8 protein-coding genes are annotated in these 22,489 nt (G+C 62.9%); all 8 read right to left on the reverse strand.

From position 1 onward, the window contains the following. Positions 1-3,587, reverse strand: a 3,587-nt coding sequence (locus VDP74_RS06565; protein WP_322998834.1) for a retention module-containing protein, incomplete at its 3' end; no start/stop codon positions are given. A gap of 266 nt (positions 3,588-3,853) precedes the next feature. Next, positions 3,854-10,987 (reverse strand): retention module-containing protein, encoded by a 7,134-nt coding sequence (locus VDP74_RS06570; RefSeq protein ID WP_322998835.1) that lies wholly within the window; start codon positions 10,985-10,987, stop codon positions 3,854-3,856. 206 nt (positions 10,988-11,193) lie between these two features. After that, positions 11,194-15,960, reverse strand: coding sequence for a retention module-containing protein (locus VDP74_RS06575; RefSeq protein WP_322998836.1), 4,767 nt, complete (start codon positions 15,958-15,960; stop codon positions 11,194-11,196). A 286-nt stretch (positions 15,961-16,246) separates the two neighbouring features. Then, positions 16,247-16,882, reverse strand: coding sequence for a response regulator transcription factor (locus VDP74_RS06580; protein WP_322998837.1), 636 nt, complete (start codon positions 16,880-16,882; stop codon positions 16,247-16,249). Positions 16,883-16,896: 14 nt separating this feature from the next. Continuing rightward, entirely contained in the window at positions 16,897-18,258 is a 1,362-nt protein-coding gene (locus tag VDP74_RS06585) for an HlyD family type I secretion periplasmic adaptor subunit (RefSeq protein WP_416232947.1), read from the reverse strand. A gap of 2 nt (positions 18,259-18,260) precedes the next feature. Next, positions 18,261-20,483 (reverse strand): type I secretion system permease/ATPase, encoded by a 2,223-nt coding sequence (locus VDP74_RS06590; RefSeq protein ID WP_322998838.1) that lies wholly within the window; start codon positions 20,481-20,483, stop codon positions 18,261-18,263. A gap of 7 nt (positions 20,484-20,490) precedes the next feature. Then, positions 20,491-20,712, reverse strand: coding sequence for a hypothetical protein (locus VDP74_RS06595; protein WP_322998839.1), 222 nt, complete (start codon positions 20,710-20,712; stop codon positions 20,491-20,493). A 103-nt stretch (positions 20,713-20,815) separates the two neighbouring features. Further along, entirely contained in the window at positions 20,816-22,297 is a 1,482-nt protein-coding gene (locus tag VDP74_RS06600) for a TolC family outer membrane protein (RefSeq protein WP_322998840.1), read from the reverse strand. Positions 22,298-22,489: the final 192 nt, after the last annotated feature.

Genomic DNA, 22,489 nt, shown 5'->3' on the forward strand with positions numbered 1-22,489 from the left:
GGCACATCGTCCACAATCGTCACCTGCAAGGTGCCGCTGTCCGTGCTGCCACCCTTGCCCGTCACCCCCACCACAACGCTGTCGCCAACCGTGTTGTTGCCATTGGCATCGGGGTGCGTCTGCGCCCCAGACAGCGTGTAGCTGTAGGTGATCTCCACCGACTTGCCATCGGCAGACACCGTGTGGCCCGTCACCTCCAACACGCCCTTGCCGGTATCCACCGTCTTGCCGTTCAGATCGGCCAGGCTATAGGTATCGGTACCCAGCGTCACGCTGGCCACCCCATCGGTGGCAGTCACCGTGATCGTGCCCGTCGTCGCCTCGCGGCCATCGCTATTGTTGGTCGAGTCGCCATCGGCCATCTCGCCCGTACCCGCAGGCAGGCCCGCCTCATACACCTTGCCCGCATCCGGGCCGGCCCCCGCATCAAAGCTCACACCCGCCGTGTCAGCAGCGCCATTAACTGTAATTTCCAGCTTTGCCGGAGCATTATCCCCATCGCCATCGACTAGGCTGTAGGTGAAGACATCCTTAGGATGGTCACCCTCGCCCAGCGCCTGCAATGCCGAATAGCGAGAATCTTCCATGGTCGCCAAGGTGTACGTATAGTGGCCATCTGAGTAGATGGTCAAATCCCCATAAGCTCCCTTGATGCTCACGCTGCCACCGAATGGCACAGAAGCATGATCCATACTGGAATCGGATGCGATTTCCGACACTCGCGCGCCGTCTGCACCTTGCGTATCTACATGGTCACCAGCCGTCGCACCGGTGATACCAAGCACATTACCCGTCACCGAGGTGCCGTCCTCGCCAATTGCATTGGCATCGTCGGCGGCCTGCGGCGCATCGTCCACGATCCGGATGTTCAGATCCTGCGTCGGGTTCACATCCCCGTCCACATCCTTGGCCACCACAGTGAAGCCATCGGTCGTCGAGGCACCATCCACTGCCGGCGCATTAACCAGCGTGTAGCTGTAGGTCACCGTGATCGTGCCATCGGCCGCCTGGCTGTAGCCGGTGAGTTCCATCGTGCCGTACTGCGTCGTCACCGTCTGATGCGTCGCACTCAGCGCCTCCAGCGCCGCCTTGCTCAGCACCAGCGTGGCCGGGTTGCCGCCCGCATCCGTGTAGCCCAGCGTCACCGCTTCGCTGACATGCAGTCCGTCGAGCGCCTTCACCGTGAACGACCCGGCGGCCGCCAGGTCCGCCGCATTGGGTGCGCTGCCGCTGGCCAGCCCGCTTTCAAAGACCGTGTTATCCGTCGTCGTGCCATGCACCGGATTGCCCGTCTCCGTCGGCGGCACCACTACCGTCACGCCATCGTCGGCCCCGGTCACCGTGATCGTCAGGTCAGCCGAGGACTGGTCATTGTCGCCATCGGTCAGCGTGTACTTGAAGACTTCATCGACCTGCTGGCCCTCGGCCAGGCCCTGCAGCGCCAGGTAGCGCGGGTCGCCTTCAGCGGCCAGCGTATAGGTGTACTGGCCCTGCGCATCAATCGTCAGGTCGCCATACTGGCCATGGAACACCGTCGCGCCGCTGTCGGCCACCGCCGAACTGCCCGCCGCGCTCGGCTCTTGAACGCCCGTCACCTTGGCGCCATCGGCGCCTTGCGTATCGAGGGCATCCCCCGCCGTCGCGCCTGTGGCGCCCAACACGTTGCCCGTCACCGAAGTGCCGCTCTCGCCAATCGCATTGGCATCGTCGGCAGCCACCGGCGCATCATCCACGATCCGGATGTTCAGATCCTGCGTCGGGTTCACATCCCCATCCACATCCTTGGCCATCACCGTGAAGCCATCGGTCGTCGAGGCGCCATCCACCGTCGGCGCATTGACCAGCGTGTAGCTGTAGGTCACCGTGATCGTGCCATCGGCCGCCTGGCTGTAGCCGGTGAGTTCCATCGTGCCGTACTGCGTCGTCACCGTCTGATGCGTCGCACTCAGCGCCTCCAGCGCCGCCTTGCTCAGCACCAGCGTGGCCGGGTTGCCGCCCGCATCCGTGTAGCCCAGCGTCACCGCTTCGCTGACATGCAGTCCGTCGAGCGCCTTCACCGTGAACGACCCGGCGGCCGCCAGGTCCGCCGCATTGGGTGCGCTGCCGCTGGCCAGCCCGCTTTCAAAGACCGTGTTATCCGTCGTCGTGCCATGCACCGGATTGCCCGTCTCCGTCGGCGGCACCACTACCGTCACGCCATCGTCGGCCCCGGTCACCGTGATCGTCAGGTCAGCCGAGGACTGGTCATTGTCGCCATCGGTCAGCGTGTACTTGAAGACTTCATCGACCTGCTGGCCCTCGGCCAGGCCCTGCAGCGCCAGGTAGCGCGGGTCGCCTTCAGCGGCCAGCGTATAGGTGTACTGGCCCTGCGCATCAATCGTCAGGTCGCCATACTGGCCATGGAACACCGTCGCGCCGCTGTCGGCCACCGCCGAACTGCCCGCCGCGCCGGGTTCCTGGACACCGGTCACCTTGGCGCCATCGGCGCCCTGCGTGTCAGCCACATCGCCGGCGGACGCCCCGGCAGCCCCCAGCACATTGCCAGTTACCGAACTGCCGTCCTCTCCGATCGCATTGACATCCGGATTGGCTACCGGCACCGTGTCCGTAATGTTCGCCACCAGATCCGACGAGGCGGTCCTTCCCTGGTCATCGACCACGGTGATGCCGATGGAGTCGAGCACCGACTCGCCGTCGCCTTGCCGATGGTCCTGCGCCCCGTCGGAGGTATAGCGATAAGAGACTTCGCCTGTAGCCGGGTTATAGCCAGTGATCACCAGCAACCCGCGGTCGGTGTCAATTTCGATCGGAGTCCCGGATGAAGCCAGCAACTGGGCCAGGGTGACAGACTGACTGGCGCCAGCCGGAGCGGCTGCGCCACCCGGCGTGCCGGTTTCTCCGGCAAAATCGAATACCAATGACTGCAGCCCACCTGCTGCCGTGAAATTGAACGTGCCTTCGATCCCAACCCCTGTATCCGATTCCACGATACTGAAATTACCAGGAACAGCCACAGGTGGTTGACCATCCCCACCCGGCTGATCATTCGTATCCGGAATATCAATGGTCGGCCCGGCCGGCAGCGGCGCCACAGTGCCATCCGGCGCTGGCGCCGCCCCACCCAACTGCACGAATTCCGGCGTTTCCAGACCCGGACGCGGGTAAGCCAGAGCCAACGGGGTCACCGTCTCCACGATGCTGGACAAGCGCGTGAAGCTGGCGCCGCCGCCACCGCCTCCGGTCAGGACGGCGGCGGTCGGATCCAGGACTGCGAACGGGTCTTGCCCGGCATCCAGCGCGGCCAGGACCTGATCGGCCACGGGATCAGCGGGCGGGGTCACGGCGTTGTCGGCCGGTTGCGGCTGGGCAGCGGCCAAGTCGTCGGACACCAGCATGTCGGTGTTCTGGCCGACGATGACCGGCGGCACGCCGGTAGCCTGCAGGGTCACGCTGGCGCCGCCGTCCGTCAGGATGTGGGCATCGACGGGCACGCGCATGCCTTCGTGCAGCGCGATCAGTTGCCCATCGGCATTGCGCATCCAGGCCTTGCCAGTGACGTGAGTGATCAGGACGGTATCGGTAGCCATGGTGGGGTTCCCCAGAGGTGGAATTCGGTCATGCCTGCCAGGGCGCATCCAAACGCCATGGCGGCCATCATAGGGAAGATGCTACCGATGTAAAAAAATGCTGCCTATTGGCGGGTCGGCCAATAAAGGAGAATTTGAGGTAGGTGGTAACCCGTAGCGGGCACTATCAACGCAACTGGATGAGTTGTGCTGCCGACATTCAAAGGGGAACGCCCGCGCCCCGGAAACACCGGGAGCGCGGGCGCGGGGCCTGCGTAGAGTACCGCTTAGCTGGGATCGACCTTCAGCTTGCCATCGTTGATCAGACTGTTGATGAGGGCTGCCTGATCACCGCCATGACCGACCGTCAGGTCCACGTTGTCGATGACGATCTGCTGAGTCACATGATCGGCTGCCGTTCCGTCCGCATTGACCTTCACATCGATGAAGGTCTTGTGGCCATCACCGCTGACGTTCAAATACTGCGTCAGATCGCCATGGTCGCCCGGCGTGGCACCGTCGACATGGCCCTTAAGCAAGTCGCTGAGATCCAAGAGGTCTTTGCCATTGGCGCCGGCGGCATCCACGCCAAAGTCCATCACGTGATCCACGGCCGCGGGCTGGCCGGCTGCAGCCTGGTCACCAAGCTTCCAGACGAAGACGTCGTCGCCAGCCCCGCCATACAGCGTATCGTTGCCGGCCCCGCCGATCAGGGTATCGTTACCGCCCTGGCCGTAGAGGGTGTCATTCCCGGCGCCGCCATCCAGAGTGTCATTCCCGCCCCGGACATCGCCCGCAACGTTGAACTGATCGGAATGGCCCTTGATGTAGTCGTAGATGTCCTGGTTCGAGGCATCGTGACCCAGGTCAACCTTCAGGAACGCCTTCAGCGCAGCCAGGCCCGAGCCGTCCGGCAGATTATCCGGACGCCCTGCCCAGGTCAGACCATCGGTGTTGATGACGTCGCCGAACAGAATATCGTTGCCGTCGCCGCCCGACAGGGTGTCATTGCTGACAGGCAAGGGATCGATGCTGTCCGGCCCGCCGCCCTGCAAAGCGGCATTCAGGCCGTCGGCATCGTTGACGATGTCGACTTGGCCGGCGTCGGCATGGACCCAGCTGCCATCCTGGAGCTGAACCCACTGCGGGTTGGTGACATCCGTATTATCGAAAAACTGCAGGATGTTCTCATTGACACCCGCGCCGATTCCGATCGCATGGACCTCACCGTAACCGGCAACCCGCTGATAGTCGTCCAGAGCGTTGGCTACATCGCCATAGTTGGTATAGCTGCCACCGCCTTCACCAATATGCGTCGTGGGATTCCCGTCTGTCAGGAAGAACGTCAAGTCCTTGTAGCTGGCATCGGACGGCAGCGACTGGAACCAGTCCCCCGTCTGCTTGAAGGCATCTTCGTAGTTGGTCGCACCATCAGCCACCAGATCGTCGATTTTGTCGATCAGGGTCGCCAATTTTGTGGCATCAAGATCATTGAACACATAGCCCGACTGCCCATGCTTCGGCGTGACGTCCGTCGCACTCTCGCCAAACCCGATCAAGGCTACATTCACCTTGCCGTCGTGACCTGCAAGCTGGGTCGCCAGGTTCTTCAGCGCTTCCTGGACGAGCTCCATACGAGACATTGCCTGGGTTTCAAAATGGCTGGTATCAACCCAATGCCCTTGCAAGAACCCCGTCCATTTCCACTCTTTGCTCTCCACCCAGACCTCCTTGGTCTGGCCAGAGTCCTCGGCCATCGAGCCGGACGTATCCACCACCAGCGCGATGTTGTAGTTCTGGCCCGGCCGCACCGTGACGTCGGCCCCGCCCGGATCGCCCAGCAGGATGTCGTTGCCGACATTTCCGGCCAGAACGTTCTGGTCATTGGTGCCGGTCACCAGCTTGTCGCCGACCAGGTGGATGTCCACCGTCGCGGTGTCCGTACCGCCCTTGCCGTCGGCGACCTGCACCGTCAACGTGTCGGTCTGCTCCTTGCCAAACAGGTCACCGACCTTCGAACCGTCGACCTGGATTTCCCCAGTCGCGGCATCGATGCTGTAGGCGCCGTCTCCGTTGCCGCCAGTGATCTGGTAGCTCAGGGTATCGCCATCAACGTCGTGCGCCTGCACCTCGCCCACGGCTGACGAGCCGTCATGCGGATCCGCAGCCGTGAAGGCGTAGGCGTCGCTGTTCGGCGGCGTATCGGCCGTGTCGGCGCCGCTGAGGAACTCGGGCGGCGTGTTGGCCTTGGTTGTGACATCGAACGAAGTCGTCACAGAATCGCCGTCACCATCCTTGCCAGTGACGTGGACTGTGAAGTCAGGCGCAACGACATGCGCCGAGGTGTATTGAAGATCACCATCAAACCCGACCTTGATATTTCCCTGGCCCGTCACATCCACCTGATCAAACGCCAGCCCGCCCAACTGCTCGCTTGTGACAGCGATGGTCGAGTGATTCTGATCGACAGGAAGATAGAGCGTCTTGACAAACTCGCCGTCGTTATACAGATCGACTTTGACGGAGCCGCCATCCCATACCTTCTTTACCGACAAGCTGAAGTCGGATACTGGCTCTTTGAAGACGATCTGGAACTGTTCGCCCGACTGGAATTGCCCGCCGTTATCAATCCCGAATCCATTCGCGGTACTTGCATTCAGATCACCGCCACTCAACGCACGCACCTGTACGTCATCCCCCCACTGATAATGATCCGTCGGCGAGTTGGAGAGTGGGTAGCCTCCGACCGGAGGCAGAGTGTCTTTTCCTGCCAGCACGTAATGCTGATCAACTGAGTAAGTGCCGCTGCCATTCAGCGTAACGGTATACAGCGGCGTACCCGAATGGCCGGAAGCAAAAATATCCGCCGTCTTTCCATCATCGCTGATCCGCGCCTCGTAGCCTTGGGGCAAGCCATCGATTTTGGTGATGTCCAGTGATGCGCCATTGACATCCGCGCCCGTATGGAAGATCAGCACACCGGACTCGTCACCCACGCCGTTGGTCAGCGTGACATCGGTGACCTGGCCGAATTCGGGACTGTCATCTTCGATATTGATCGTCAAGGTGCCACTATTGCTGCCGCCATGATTATCGGAGACCTGCACGCCGATGCCCAGGGACAGCACATCTTCCACACCATGCCCCGGGGTCCCTTGATCGGGGTGATCGATCTGGCCCGACAGCGTGACGGTGTAGGCACCGGCATCTGTGATCGTCACGGTGACCACAGGAACGCCATCCACCGTACCGATCAAGGTGTGATCGCTATCCGACAAAGCCCAGACGACCGGCTTGCCCTGGGAAGCCAACGCATCGTCCGCCGGCTTCACCAGAGTGACCGTATGCGTGTCGCCGCTATCCTGGTCGGTGATGGCCAGTGTACCGGTCCTGACTGTCTTATCGGTCGTATCCCTGGCTGCATCCGGCAGATCGTCCTGCAGCCCATAGGGCAGCAGACCCTCTTCGGAAACAGCTGTCGCGCCATCGGTGATGGTGGGCGCGTGATTGAGTTCAGGCAGGCTGATGGTGATCCGCCCGACCGACGGATCGCCATCGGCATCCGTCACGGTGTAGGAAAGCGGTAGCGAGGTCAAGTGCTGGCCACTCTCGTTGGTCAAGGACTTGTACTCAAAGAATTCCCATTTGCCAGTCGCGGGGGACAGGATCAACTGGAAGGCCAGCTGGTCGCCAACCATGCCGGTCATCACCGTGCCGTTGCCGCTCATCGTAACGGCGACGAGCTGGCCATCCGCCCGGATGCTGCCGTCCGCAGGCAGATTCCAGTGGGCGCCGCCCGCGCCATCAGCACCGTACTGGTAGTCGAACTCGCCCGTGCCATACGCCAGCGCCCGCGGCAACTCGGAACCGCCGAAAGTGATGCTCTTGACAGCGAAATCACTGTTATCGTCGAAGTTGGTATTACCATTGCTGGTCGCCCGGAACACCAGCGTGTCGAAACCACCGAAGCTGTCGGCATTGAAATCCGCCGCATAGTTGCCAGACCCGGCGTTGGAATCGAAGGCCTGCTGACCAACCCTGACGCCGCCCCGCCAGAATTCGACAACGCCTGATTCGAGTTCGCCGCCGAACATAACGGAGAATTCCACATGGGCGCTGTAGGCGACCTTGCCGTCCTGCAGGGCGACGGTCAGGGTTTCGGAAGCATTCTGGCCGTCCTCGAAGTTCCGAAAATCGACCTCGCCGGGCAGGACGTGATAGGGCTCACCCGCGCTGATCACACCCAGGCCATTGCCGGACTGTTGAACGCCCGCGTCGATCAAGGTGGAATCCGCATCCGAGGTGAACCCCTTGGCCGTGACGAGGATGGCGCCGCCATTGAAGCTCAGCTCATTGCCGGAGGCATTCCCCGCGAAATCCACGGTCCCGACATAGACGTCCGGAATGCCATCCGTACTCACGGAACCTTGGGCATCAGGTGTACCGATATTGGGGCTGTCGTCCTCGACGCGCACCGTGATGGAAGAATGCGTCACGCCACCCGGCTGATGATCGTCCACCGTCAACGGAATGTGCAGGTTCAGCACGTCTTCGGCCGCATTAGCTGTGATCGGATGATCAATGGCGCCCTTCAGAGTTACCTCGTACGTGTACTGTCCGTTAGGCTGACCACCCGTCATCTCCGGAACCAGCTTAATCTCGATGATGTCCTGGCGAACACCATCAATCATCACATAGCCGTTCAACACATGACCACTGGGGTTGGGGTCCCACTGGATGTCCTGCCCATGTGAGGTCAATGCTTGCGCTGCCCCCCCCACATCCTGGGTTGCCGTTACACCGGTTCCATCCCCCAAGGACACTGAAGCAGTCGATACCGCCGTATCTACATCCGCGACGGTGAACGAGCCCGACGCGGCAAGCGCGTCGGTCTGGTCGCCGCTGGGAACATTGTTTCCATAGCCAGCGATACCGTCGTCGTAATTGCCGCCGGCCGCCGTCAGGCCTTCCTCGGAAACGACCACTCGACCGCCATCCTGGCCAAAGGTGAGCGTGGGCGCGTCGTTGGTGCCCTTGACCGTGATCGTCAGTGTCGCCGTGGATGTATCGCCGTCATTGTCCTTCAGCGTGTAGGTGATCGCAAAGTTACGCGTCTCGCCCTGGGCCAATGCCTGGGTCGCGTCCTTGCCGCTGTCCAGCACGAACACCCAGCCGCCTGCGGGCCCCAAGGTCAGGTGACCATAATCGGACAGGCTGGCGCCACCAGGCACCGCATTGCCATCGACATCCACCTGGATCGCATTGCCGCCATTCCACTGGAAGCCGTGCACGACGTCCTTCGGACCATCCGCACCCCAGCCAGTGTCGTTGGACAGCACGTTGCCCGTCAGGACCGCCGCCAGACCCTGAGAATCCTCGACAACCTTGCCGCCATCGTCCTTGACGGCCAGCGGGCTGTCGTCCTGGATGTTCACGGTCAGATTGCCCGTGGTCGTGACATGCCCATCCCACACCAGGATCGGCACCCCAATGTTCAGGGAATCCTCGATACCCTGGATCGGATGATCGAGCGGCGCCAACAGCTTCACGTCGTAGGAATAGGAACCATTGCCGTTGTCGTGCAGCGTGATCTTGATCACGTCCTCGCCGACGAACTTCCCGCCAACTCGCCCGGTCAGCGTCTGCCCGTCGGCGGATACCAGCCAGTGCACGGTCTGCTCGTTCGAGGTCAGGGCTTCCGACGGCTTGCCCAGCTTCACCGTCAGCGCATCGCCCACGTCCACATCATGGACCGTGAAGGTGCCGCCATCCTTGGCGCTGTCGGTCGTATCCGGGGTACCGGCGCCGTCCGGAATGCCAGCGCCATGCGGCGGCAGCGGGAACGGGAACCCGGCCCTGAGCCCCTCTTCCGACACAGCTGCATTCGCATCAGCACCATCGACACCACCAAACGTGATCGTCGGCGCATCGTTCGTGCCATTGACCGTGACAGTCAAGGTCGTGGTCGCGGTATCGTCGTCTGCGTCCTTCAGCGTGTAGCTGAACACGTCATCAGCCGTTTTGCCCTGTCCCAGGGCCTGCACGGCATCGTACCGGGCATCCTCAGGATCACTGACCAAGGTATAGACATAGGAACCATCAGCATTCAGGACCAGATCGCCGTAAGCGCCATGAATGATCTCCCCTACTCCGGCAGTCAGCGCGGTATCGCCCGCATTGCCTGTCGCCACCCCCGCCACAACCGTGACATCGGCGCCAATCGAATCAGCGGCGCCAGCCGCTTCATTCAAGCCGGAGATCACATTGCCCTCGGCAACCGGGCTCGTGTCTTCCGTCACCTGATTGGTGTCAGGACTGGCAAACGGCTGGGTGTCCAGGATATTCGCCACCAGGGATGAAGAAACTGCGCGGCCCAGGCCGTCCACCACGGTGATATCGATGGTGTCGAACACCGAAGTGCCGTCACCCGCCGTCTTGTCATGATCCTGGGCGCCATCGGACCAATAGGTGTACTGCACGACACCGGTGATAGAGTTGTACCCCGTGATGTGCAGCAACCCCCGGTCCGTGTCGATCACGAGAGGATGGTCCACCGTGGCGCCAAGCAGATCTGCTTCTGAAAACGAAGTGTGCTCGGGCGTTGCCGTCGAGCCACCTCCACCGGGATTAGTGCCCTCAGGCGCGGCAGGCGTGGATTCCGGCACATAGCTGAATTGCAGAGCCCCCAGCCCGGCTGCGGCAGAAATGGTAAATGTTCCGGATGCACCGCCATGTGACGGAATATTGTCCGAGGGATCGGGCGCCGCGAACAGCGCGACCGCTGGCTGGGGTGCCGACAGGTAGGTATTGTTTTCCAGGATGTCGAAGGTGCCCGGCACCAGGGTCGGATCCTGCCCATCGCCGCCGGGGTTGTCGTTGCCATCCGGGATGTCAATCGTCGGGCCAGCGGGAGTCGTGTCGGCAGCAGCAGCCGTATCATCCGGCGCCGCCCCACCCAGCAGCACGAATTCCGGCGTTTCCGAACCCGGGCGCGGATAAGCCAGATCCAGCGGAGACACGGTTTCAGTGATGCTGGCCAGGCGCGTGAAGCTGGCGCCGCCGCCACCGCCGCCCGTCAACACTGCAGCAGTCGGATCCAGCACAGCGAACGGATCCTGCCCGGCATCCAACGCCGCCAGCACTTGGTCGGCCACGGGATCAGCCGGCGCAGCAACGGCATTTTCCGCAGGCTGCGGCGTGGCTGAAGCCAGGTCGTCGGACACCAGCATGTCGGTGTTCTGGCCAACGATGACCGGGGGGACGCCAGTGGCCTGCAGGGTGACGCTGGCGCCCCCGTCCGTCAAGATGTGAGCGTCGACGGGCACGCGCATGCCCTCGTGCAGCGCGATCAGCTGGCCATCGGCATTGCGCATCCAGGCTTTGCCAGTGACGTGGGTGATCAGGACGGTATCGGTAGCCATTGTGGATTCCCCATGTGTGAATTTGGTGGTGCCTGCCGGGACGCTGTCTGCGCCATAGCGGCAATCATGAGGAAGAATGCTACCGATGTAAGGAAATGTCGCCTATTGTCGGATCGGCCAATAGAGGGAGAAGTTGACTAAGGGATGACCCAAGGCTTGCGGCCCCCGCAGGGGCCGCAGGATCACGCTCAAGCTGCACAGCGTTTTCAGCTGTGGTCCACCTTCAGTTTGCCGTCGCTGATCATATTGTTGATCAAGGTCGTCTGATCCGTGACGCCGGCAGTCAGGTCCACGTTGTCGATGACGATCTGCTGGTCGTGGCCGGCACCGACATTTCCCGTCGTGCTGATGTTGACCGTGGTGGTGTGGTTGGCGCTGTCCCCCTGGATGTTCAGGTACTGGGTCAGGTCGCCGCCATGCCCCTGCAGCAGCTGGCTGACGTCCAGCACGTCCTTGCCGCTCGGGTCCGCCACTGTGCCGTGCGGGGCACTGTCCGGGCTGGAGGCATGGTCGATGGACAACATGGTGGCGGTGGCCGTCTGCGTGGTGACGGGAGCATCCGCCACTGCATTGAACGTGATGGTCGACGTCTGCTGATCGTTGTCGCCGTCATGCAGGGTGTACTGCACGACTTCCGTGCCAAGCTGGCTGGCGACATAGCTGTAATGCCCCAGGTCGGTGCCCTGCAGATCAAAGATGAATGTACCCCCTGTGGCATGGATGGTCAGTTTGTCGGTATTCGTATCGAAGGACCAGTCGGCTGCTGGGGCCGTGGTGGTGACGCCGCCATCGTGGGCGTAGGCATAGGTATGGCCATCCACCGTCACCGATTCGATATAAGACCCGGCGATATCGGCGCCGATCAGGGTGTCGCCTGCCGTCACGTCGCCACTGACCGGGATATGGACCAGATCCAGCACCGTGCTGTTGAGCTGGCTGTAATCCGTGACCCGAATGGTGTTCTGATCGTCGGGATGCGTGGCCGCCGCCGGGTCGTAGCCGATCGGCTGCAGACTGCTGACATGGGCGCCGTCGCCCAGGCCGATGGCGTAGGAATCGATGCTGTGGCTGGTCAGGAAAGTTTCCCAGGTCGATTGCTCCGTGCTGTTGATGCCCTCCGAGTGCGAAGGCTCATTCGGTTCGCCATCCGAGAAGAAGTAGGCAACGTTGTCGACGTTTGAACCTGTCAGCTTGCCGGAATCTATCCAATGATCTTCGGCCTTGTCCAGGGCGTCGTCGTAATTGGTGTTGCCGCCGGCGCTGAGGTTCTGGACGACTGTCCGGGCATCCGCCAGCGTCATCCAGGTTTGGTCGCCCAGGACAGATGCATGGGACGAGAACCCCACCACCATGACGCGGACATCCTGGCCGGAATCCTGATAGGCATCGAACAGGTGATCCAGGGCTTCCTTCAGGGCCTCCATCCGGGTCTTGCCGGGGATGCTGCTGTCCTCATCCATGCTGCCGGACCGGTCCAGCACCAGCATGATATTGACCCCGCCAGAGCCGACCGCCACGGTCTGCGTGATGGGAACCAGGTCGGGATGGGTGTCCTGGATCAGGATGTCCAGATTGCCCGCGCCGGTCCCTTGCGAATCGTGCGCCGTGATGACGAGATGATCCAGCACACTGTCGTCACCTGCCGAATGGTCGCGCGCCTGGTTGGACTGGTAGGAATACGAGACCGTCCCGCCCCCCGATCCGCTGGGCGTGTAACCGGTCAGCGTCATGACGCTGCCATCGTCCAGATTGATGACCTGATCGGTCCCACCCTGCAGGCTGGCCAGGTCAACGGTATGGTGCGCGCCCGTTTCCTGGATATCCAGGGTCAGGCCCGTGCCGTGGGCCACGATGGCAAAGGAACCAGAAACGGCGCCGTCGTGTTCGACCACGCTCAGTTCGCCGCCCATCTGGCCATTGGTGTCCGGCACGTCCACCGTCGGCGCTTCTGGCAGGCCGATCTGCAGGTTGCCCACGGACGGGTCCCCATCCGCGTCAGTCACGGTATAGGAAAACGGCAGGCCAGTCAGCGCCTCGCCCGAAGCATCGGTCAGCGGTTTGTATTCATAAAATTCCCATTGCCCCGTGGCCTGCGTCAGGATCAGCTGGAACGCCAGTGCGCCATTGACCATGCCGGTCAGGGTGGTGCCATGGCTGTCAGGGGTCACGGTGACCGCCTGGCCATTTACGTAAACCGCAGTCGTCGGCGCATTCCAGTGCACTGTGCCCGCGCCGTCGGCGCCATACTGGTACGACAGGTCGCCAGTGCCGTAGGCGATTGCATGCGGCAGTTCCGATCCGCCAAAGGTGATGCTTTGGACAGCGAAATCGCTGTTGTCGGAAAAATTGGTGTTGCCATTACTGGTGGCGCGAAACACCAATGTGTCGAACCCGCCAAAGCTGTCGGCATTGAAATCCGCCGCGTAATTCCCCGATGCAGCATCGGAATTGAACGCCTGTTCACCGACCTTGGTCCCACCCCGCCAGAATTCCACGACGCCGGATTCCAGTTCGCCGCCGAACATCTTGGAAAATTCCACATGGGCGCTGTAGGCGACCTTGCCGTCCTGCAGGGCGACGGTCAGGGTTTCGGATGCGCCCGGCTGGTCATGATAGTTGCGATAGTCGATTTCACCCGGCAGGGGGAAATATGATTCGCCCGGGCTGCTGACCCCCAGGCCACCGCCGGTCTGCACGACGGTGGCGGCCGTCAGGGTCGGGTCCGTGCTGGACTCGAATCCCTGCCCGGTGACCAGGATGGCGCCGTTGTCGAAACTCAGCGACGCGCCGGACGAATCGCCGGAAAAATCGACCGTGCCGACGTACACGTCCGGGATGTGCTCCGTCGTGGCGGTGCCCTGTTCCTGGGTATCCTGGATGTACGGGCTGTCGTCCTCCACCCGCACGGTGATGTGGCTGGGCGTGACACCGCCCTGCCCATCATCCACCACCAGGGGGATGTTCAGGTTCAGGACGTCTTCGGCGGCGTTCGTCGTGATCGGGTGGTCGATGGCGCCTTTCAGGTCCACGGTATAGCTGTAGTCGCCGGGTGTGGATCCCTGGGCCAGATGGACTTCCAGCACGGTGCGCACGCCGCCCGGGACGGTCGCGTCTGCGACAGTCCCGATCAGGGTGTAGTCATGCGTGGCCAGGCTGCCGCTGGTCGCCCACTGGACGAGCTGCCCGTGCGATGTCAGCGGAACCGTCTGGTCCGAGCCATAGGCGGGATTCCACACGACGCTGAGCGCGGTAGTGCCCGGGATGCCAAAGGCCACGGTGACGCCGGACAGGTCCGTGTCCGGATCGGCGATCTGGAAATGCCCAGCATCGGTTGTCTGGTTGGTCCAGTCTCCGCTGGGCTGGTTCAGGCCGTGCCCCGGAATGCCGTTGTCGTAATTGCCGCCGACAATGAGCAGGCCTTCTTCGGACACCACCGCCATCTGGTCGCGGCCATTGCAGTCGAAGGTGACAGTCGGCACGTCATTGGTGCCGTTGACGGTGATCGTCAGTGTGGTGGACCGGATATCGCCATCTTCGTCGCTCAGCTGATAGGCAAAGGTCTCGGTGGGGTGCGAATTCACGCCCAGGGCCTGGACGGCCGCATAACGGCCCAAGGCATCGCCTTCGGCCGCCAGGGTGTAGGTGTAATTGCCCTGGGCATCGATCACCAGGTCGCCGTACTGGCCGTGGATCGTGGTGGTGGCGCCAGGCGTGGCCACATCGACCGCGTGATCGGCGGCCGCGTCCGGCAGCCAGCTGGCCGCGCTGGTGTCGCCTTGCCACTGGATGCCGACAACGTGCGCGGGCTGGTCGTAGGCATGGTCTGCAGCGGCTGCGGGGTTGCTGCTGCCGGCGCCGGAGATCACGTTGCCGACGGCCGACAGCGCCGTGTCTTCGGTGACGCTGTTGGCGTCCGGCTGCGGGTCGGGCACGGTATCGGTGATCGCTATGCCCAGCGTCTGCGGCGGTGTCGTGGACCGGCCCAGATCGTCCGTCACGACAATCTGGATGCCGTCCATGACGTAGTCGTCGGTGCCGGGCGCGCCACCGAATGCCGGATCGGCCGGGGCCCCCGTATGGTCCTGAGGACCATCGGACCAATAGGTGTAATGGATGGCGCCGGTTGCGGCGTTGTAGCCATCCAGGTGCAACAGACCCTTCTGGGTGTCCAGCACGATGGGGCTGGCGCCCGGATTATTCAGAGCATCCAGCATGGCCTGGGTGACGTCCAGGGTCTGCGGCACGCCTGATTCATTGGTGAACGTGAAATGGATGCCGGACAGGCCGGCCGGGGCGGAAAACAGAATGGAGCCCCCCACGCCCGGATCGCCGCTGGCCAGTGTCTGCGTTTCGACCAGATTGATGGTGCCGGGCAGGTTGACCGGCGGCAGCTGACCACCCTCGCCATCCCCACCGGGATGCGTGTTTTCATCGGGGATCGTCAGGGTAGGCGCCGCAGGCGTGGGCGCTTCAGGCGCAGCGTTCGCGGCCAGGTCGGGCGCCCCGCCCAGCAGGACGAATTCCGGGGTTTCCAGCCCCTGGCGCGGGTAGGACAGATCCAGCGGCGTGACGGTTTCCGTGATGGCGACCAGCCGCGTGAAACTGGCGCCGCCACCCCCGCCCCCCGTCAGCACGGCCGCCGTCGGATCCAGCACGCCGAATGGATCCTGTCCGGCGTCCAGCGCCGCCAGGACTTGATCGGCGATGCTGTCGACCGGCGGTGTCACGGCGTGATCGACTGCCAGCGGCTGGACCTGAGCGAGATCATCGGACACCAGCATGTCGGTGTTCTGGCCGACGATCACCGGCGGCACGCCGGTCGCCTGCAGGGTGACGCTGGCGCCTTCATCCGTCAGGATGTGCGCATCGACGGGCACGCGCATGCCCTGGTGCAGTGCAATGAGCTGACCATCGGCAGTACGCATCCAGGCTTTGCCTGTGATTTGGGTGATCAGGACGGTATCAGTAGCCATGATGGTTCTCCCGAGAGGCTCTGAGCCGATCGTGAGAACACAAGACGCGTTCGCGCGTCAGCTACAAGACCATCCTAGAGAGGCCCATCCTGGGCACTGTATTGGCGGGAACGACAATACAGACAAATTCCCGATTAGGTAGTAACCCTGAATTCGTAACGGACCGCCTACGACGGCTGTTGAATTTGCAAGGCGCTGACACAAAACTAAAAAATAGCTACATATGGTTTTGGGCGGATGCCGGAGACCATGGCCGGCCGCAGGCTGCCGCGACCACCCTGTGAAATCACACATCCACCCCGCGCGGGGCGTGCTGGTCGATCCCGTGTACCCGCAGCGCCAGCATCAGGCGGTCGGTGACGCCCATTTTTTCGAAAATGGCGGAAATGTGGGCTCGCACGGTGCGTTCGGTAATGCCCAGGCTGTCGGCGATGGACTGGTTCGAATGGCCCTGGGCCACGTAGCGGGCGACGTCGCGTTCGCGCACGGTCAGGTCGCGCGCCCAGTCCTGGTCGGGTTCGGGCACGGCCTGGCCGATCTGGCTGAGCATGCGGGTCAGCATGCTTTTCCCGACCCAGATTTCACCCCCCATGACGTGCCGCAGGACGCGGTCCAGGCCCTGGACCGGCATGTAGGCATGCACATAGCCGACGGCGCCGGCCACCAGCGCACGCTGGCCTTCGGGGTCGCCGGGATGCGTGCTGGCCACCACGATCTGCAGGCCGGCGGGGATGGGCGGGACCGATGAATCGGCGGTGGGCAGCAGGCGGGCGTCCATGACGACCAGCACGCCCCGGCGGCCCCAGGGGGCCAGGTCGGCCAGCCGGGTGCCGCGGGCCGGCGCCCAGCCCACGTCCGCCAGGCCGGACCAATGCCGGTAGAGCGACTCGTCCACAGTGAGCAACAGGACCGGTAACGTCATGATCATTCCCCCCTTCAGCGTTCGCGGAACGCGTTGGAATGCGCTCGCAGAACGGGTTTCAGCAGATACTGCATCAAGGTACGCTTGCCTGTCAGGATGTGAACCTCGGCCATCATCCCCGGAATGATGGGCCGTTCGTCGCTGCCGACATAGGACTTTTCAGTGCGGACCTTGACCAGATAATAGGAATTGCCTTTTTCGTCGGTGATCGAATCCGCGCCGATTTCTTCCACGTGGCCCTGCAGGCCGCCGTAGATGGAAAAATCGTAGGCAGTGAACTTGACTTCCGCCGTTTGGCCCGGGTACAGGAAACCGATGTCGCGCGGGTTGACCTTGACCTCCAGCAGCAGGGTATCGTCGGACGGCACGATTTCCATGATGTCCTTGCCGGGCTGGACAACGCCGCCGATGGTGTTGGCCGTCAGGGTCTTGACCGTGCCGTTGACCGGCGAGCGGATGTTGGACGAGGTCACCCGGTCGGCCAGCGCGATCTGGCCTTCCAGCAGGGATGACAGCTTTGCCCGGGTATCAGACAGTTCCGTGCGGGCCTGGTTGCGAAAGGTGACCTCGGTTTCGTTCAATTTGGCCTGGGCTTCCTGGATGGCGGCCTGGATCTTGTCGATCTGCGCGGCCGCCGATTTCTGGTCGCCGCAGTATTTGGCCACGTCGCGCTGCAGGCGCAGCAGATCTACCTGCGACACGGCGCCGCTGGCCAGCAACGGCCTGGTCATCGTGTATTCGCGCGACGACAGGCTGCACGCCGTGGCAGCCTGATCGCGGTTGGCAATGGTGGAACGCAATTCCTGCTGACGCTGATTCAGCTGTTCCCGAGCGACTTCCAGGTTGGCGTTCAGTTCGCGGGTACGCGCCTGCCAGACGTTGCTTTCCTGTTCGGCCAGGTGGGGGGCCTGTTCGACCACGTCAGGCGGCGCCTGGAAAGGGGTGTCGTTGGCAATGGCTTCCAGGCGGGCGACCTTGGCCTTCAGGGCCAGTGATTCTGCCCGGTTTTCACCCAGCGACGAGGAATACCGCGTAGGGTCGATGCGCAGCAGGACCTGGTTTTTCTGAACCTTGTCGCCGGGGCGCACCAGGATTTCCTGGACGACGCCCCCGTCCAGGCTTTGCACGATCTGCACCTGGCGGGACGGCACGACCTTGCCCTCGCCGCGCACGACCTCGTCGATCTCGGCCGTGGAGGCCCAGAAAATCAGCACCCCCAATGTCAGCAGCGACATCCAGATCAGGGCGCGCGAGCCCCGGGTGCGCTGCTGGCTGAGCACCCAGTTGGCGTCGCCGATCATGTCCTTGTTGCTTTCTTGGTGATCGGGGGCGAACGAGGTGCGCAGGCGGCCGAACCAGTTTGGTAGCAGTCCCATGTTCACCCCTTGCGCGCGCCGCCGATACGGCCCTGGCGCAGCGCTTCGACCACCTGGGCCTTGGGACCATCGGCCACGATGCGACCGTGGTCGATGACCATCAGCCGGTCGACCAGATCCAGCAACGAGGTGCGGTGCGTGACCAGGATCATGGTCTTGCCCTGGCTGGCCGCCCGCAGGCGGGCCTTGAGCTGGGATTCGCTTTGATGGTCCATATTGCTGCTCGGTTCGTCCAGCAGCAGGATCTGCGGATCGTTGACCAGCGCCCGGGCGATGGCGATGGATTGGCGCTGCCCCCCGGACAGCGAATCGCCGCGTTCGCCCACGATCATGTTGTAGCCTTCCGGGTGGCTGGCGGCGAATTCGTCGACGCCGGCCAGCGTGGCCGCCCGCAGCACGTCTTCGTCGGAGGCGAAGGGCGATGCAATGGTCAGGTTGTGTTTCAGGGTGCCGTAGAACAGGACCGGGTCCTGGGGCACGTAGCCGATGGTGCGGCGTACGTCGGCCGGATCGATCTGGTTCAGGTCGATACCGTCGACCAGGATGGCCCCCTGGACAGGCGCATAGAGCTTCAGCACCAGTTTTTCCAGCGTGGTCTTGCCCGAGCCGATGCGCCCGATGATGCCGACCTTTTCGCCCGGCTGGATACGGAAGCTGACGTTGTCCAGCGCCGCCATCTGGGTGTTGGGATACGCGAAGGTCACGCCCTGGAATTCGATGCCGCCGCGCAACAGCGGGCGCGGCATGAAGGCGTGATCAGCCGGGCGTTCGACCGGCATAGCCATGTAGTTGTCGATGGATTTCAGGGATGCCTTGGCGTTGTGATATTGCATCATCAGGCCCACGACCTGCCCCAGCGGGGCCAGGCAGCGTCCGGAAATCATGGACGCGGCGATGATGCCGCCCATGGTCATGCCGTCCTGGACCAGATAGACGCCGATCACCACCACGCTGATGTTGACCAGCTGCTGGCAGGTCTGCACGAAACTGACCGTGACGGAGGACGTGAGTTTGATGTGCGCCCCCAGTTCGGCCAGCCAGCGGGTGGATTCTTCCCACATGCGCTGCGAATGGCTCTGGGCATTCAGGGCCTTGATCGTTTCCATGCCGTTCAGGGCCTCGATCAGCCCGGCGTTGCGCTGCGCCCCGGCCTGGAAGGATTCCAGGGTCATTTTTTCGACCCGGGCCAGCGAAAACAGCGACACGATCAGGATGATCAGGATGGCCACGATGGGGGGCGCCACCATCCAGGGCGAGATCCAGGCCAGCACCACCAGGAACAGCAGCACGAAGGGCAGGTCCACCAGGGTGGTGAGGCTGGCCGATGCGATGAAATCGCGCACGGACTCGAAGGAACGCAGGTTCGATGCGAAGGACCCGACCGACACCGGCCGGCTTTCCATGCGCAGATCGAGCACCTGTTCCATGATGCGCGAGGACAATTCGACGTCGACGCGCTTGCTGGCGATGTCGACCACGTAGGCGCGGATCGCCGTCAGCGCCAGATTGAAGACCATGGCCAGGGCGATGCCGATGGTCAGCGCCCACAGGGTTTCGACCGCGCTGTTGGGAATGACGCGGTCGTAAATGTTCATGGTGTACAGCGGCATGACCAGCGCGAAGATGTTGATCAGCACGGCGGCCGCGATCGCATCGCGGTACATCTTCCAGTTGCCCAGCATGGCGGCCCAGAACCAGTGGCCGCTGCGCGCCCGCATATGGGCATCCTGGGTGCGGTCTTCGGTGCGATATTTGGGCCGCACGAAGGCCGCCAGGCCGGTGTATTCGATTTCCAGGTCGGCTTTGTGGACCTCGACGGGTTCCGGGGATTCCGGGTACTGCACCAGGTACTGGTCGGCGCGTTCACGGATCAGCACGCAGGTGCGCTGGTTCTTCAGGAACAGGATGGCCGGAAACACGCTGCGCGACCAGCCACCCAGCTTGCGGCGCACGACGCGGGCGCTGCACTGGGCCCGGGAGGCGGCCCTCGCCAGCAGGGACGGCGTCAGGCACTGATCGACCAGCGGCAGGCCGGACGACAGCTGTTGCCCCGTGCAGGGGCGGCCCAGCAACTGGGTGACCAGCACCAGGCTGGCCAGCAAGGGGTCGTCATGCAGCTGGTGCGGCGTTGCGCCGGGCAATTCCGGCCCCGCAGCCGCCGGCCCTGACGGGAAGGCCGCCTGTGGCTGGGAATCGGATTTGGGGGATTCAGGCTGTGCGGCCATGGCAGCTTCAGAGGATGTTGTCGTCATCGGGAATCAGATCCAGCGCGTCATGCAGGCGCTGGCGCGCGCGTTTGCGCTGGTTGAGCTTTTCGAGCGCCTGGGCGGGCAAGTCCGTCAGGCGCAAGGACCCGTTGGCAATCAAGGCATCGATCAGGTCTTCCAGGACCCGGATGAACCCGGCATCCAGTTCGGAAAGATCCTGTTTGATGCGGTCACGGTCAGAAGCCATCAACGTGTTCCTTGTTCCATAGAGAAAACCGGGTTGCCTGCCCGGCAACCCGGTTTTCTCTGCGCCCGGGCAGGCCGGAGCGGCCCGCCGTCATGACACGGCATCAATTCCAGCCGCTGGCGCCTTTTTTACCGGCTGGAGCCAGGACCGGGGGTTTCATGCCGCCCTGGTAGTTCACCTGCACAGGCTGGAGCCGGCTGGTGTCGGGCAGAGGCGTGATGCAGGCCTTGAGGATCTCATCCGGGAATTCCAGCTTGCTGGCCTCGTCGGGTTGTTCCTGGTAGGGATCGCCCAGACCCAGCGCCGGCAGCACACGGTGCGACAGGCTGAGCCAGCGGAATTCCGCGACCCGCAGATCGAAGGCGCCGTTGGTCAGGGCCTGGCGGGCATCGAACAGTTCGTTTTCGGTATCCAGCAAGTCCAGCAAGGTGCGCTGGCCGATCTTGAACTGTTGCAGGTACGCCACGCGAACCTGGGCAACGTCACGTTCATGCTGCTGCAGGAAAGGCATCTGCTGACGCAGGCGCACGACGTTGTTCCAGGCGATGGACAGTTCCTGCTGGACGTTGCGGCAGGTGTAGTCGCGCACGTCGCGGGCTGCGTAGGTCTGCGCCGCCGTCTGGCGCACACGGGCGATGTCGGAGCCGCCACGGAACAGGTTGAAGTTGGCCATCAACTGGATGTTGGAGCTTTGCACCGACTGGTCGGCGATGTACGGCGGATCGGATCGGTCACGCCCGGTTGCCGCACGCAATTCCAGAGTGGGCGAGAAGCGGCCTTTTGCCGAGGCATTGCCGCGTTCGGCCGCCTGCACCAGGGCCTGCTTGGCCAGTACGCTGGGGTTCACCCGCACCGATGGGATGAAATCCGTGGGGTCTTTAGGCAGGTCTTTGTCCACGTTGGGGACTTCGGCCATGGTATCGGCCGGGACTTTGCCCACAATGCGCTGGTAGCGCTGTGTGACGTCGTTGAGATTGCCGCTGGCGGTCAGCAGATTGGTCTGCGCCAGGGCCACCCGGGCCTGGGCCTGGACTTCGTCCACGCCCCGCCCCACGCCGGAATCGCTGCGTTCGGCGATCTGCTTGAGGATATCGGTGTGAAGCTTGTAGTTCTGTTCGGCCAGGCGGACCTGTTCGCGATACCGCTGGACGTCCAGGTAGGCCTGGGTAGCCTGCTGGGCCAGGTCGTCCATCGTGGCTTTCAGCGTGTAGTAGTCGGCCAGCTTTTCAAAGCCCAGCTGGCGCACGTCATTGATGGTGGAAAAGCCATCGAACAGCAACTGGCGCAGCGACAGGCTGTAGCCGTTGCGAGTCCAGTCGGTGGACGGGTTGTTGTCGCTGCTGCCCCGATATTCGCGGCCGGTCCAGCCCTGCAGATTGACTTCCGGCAGCAGGCGGCCGCGGCCGACCTTCTGGCCTTCCAGGCTGGACTGGAAGTTCTGGAACTGGGCGCCGATTTCGGGGTTGTTGAGCACTGCGGATTCCACAGCTTGCTGCAGGGAAATGTTTTCCGCAGACGCCGTAACGGAGAATGCCAGCGCCACGGCGGCGCACAGCAAAGCGAGGGGGGTTTTATGGTTGTTCATGTGTCATTCTCCTCAGGGACATCAGCCCGGACAGCCATGTGGCCTTCCGACAGCGTCCAGACGAACGGATACAAATTACATCGTCAGAAACAAGTGGACTCTATTACACACGTATACGGCGCCACGCAGGCCCAAGAGGGAAAATCTGTCAAGACGGCTGTCCGCACCGGATGTAACAACGAAATGGTATTA

The organism is Castellaniella sp. (assembly GCF_034674885.1).
In the GTDB taxonomy this organism is placed as follows: domain Bacteria; phylum Pseudomonadota; class Gammaproteobacteria; order Burkholderiales; family Burkholderiaceae_B; genus Castellaniella.

Bases quoted from the DNA above. Each gene is read 5' to 3' on its own strand.
- VDP74_RS06570 (WP_322998835.1), bottom strand. From the start codon at position 10,987: ATGGCTACCGATACCGTCCTGATCACCCACGTCACTGGCAAAGCCTGG.
- VDP74_RS06575 (WP_322998836.1), bottom strand. From the start codon at position 15,960: ATGGCTACTGATACCGTCCTGATCACCCAAATCACAGGCAAAGCCTGG.
- VDP74_RS06580 (WP_322998837.1), bottom strand. From the start codon at position 16,882: ATGACGTTACCGGTCCTGTTGCTCACTGTGGACGAGTCGCTCTACCGG.
- VDP74_RS06585 (WP_416232947.1), bottom strand. From the start codon at position 18,258: ATGGGACTGCTACCAAACTGGTTCGGCCGCCTGCGCACCTCGTTCGCC.
- VDP74_RS06590 (WP_322998838.1), bottom strand. From the start codon at position 20,483: ATGGCCGCACAGCCTGAATCCCCCAAATCCGATTCCCAGCCACAGGCG.
- VDP74_RS06595 (WP_322998839.1), bottom strand. From the start codon at position 20,712: ATGGCTTCTGACCGTGACCGCATCAAACAGGATCTTTCCGAACTGGAT.
- VDP74_RS06600 (WP_322998840.1), bottom strand. From the start codon at position 22,297: ATGAACAACCATAAAACCCCCCTCGCTTTGCTGTGCGCCGCCGTGGCG.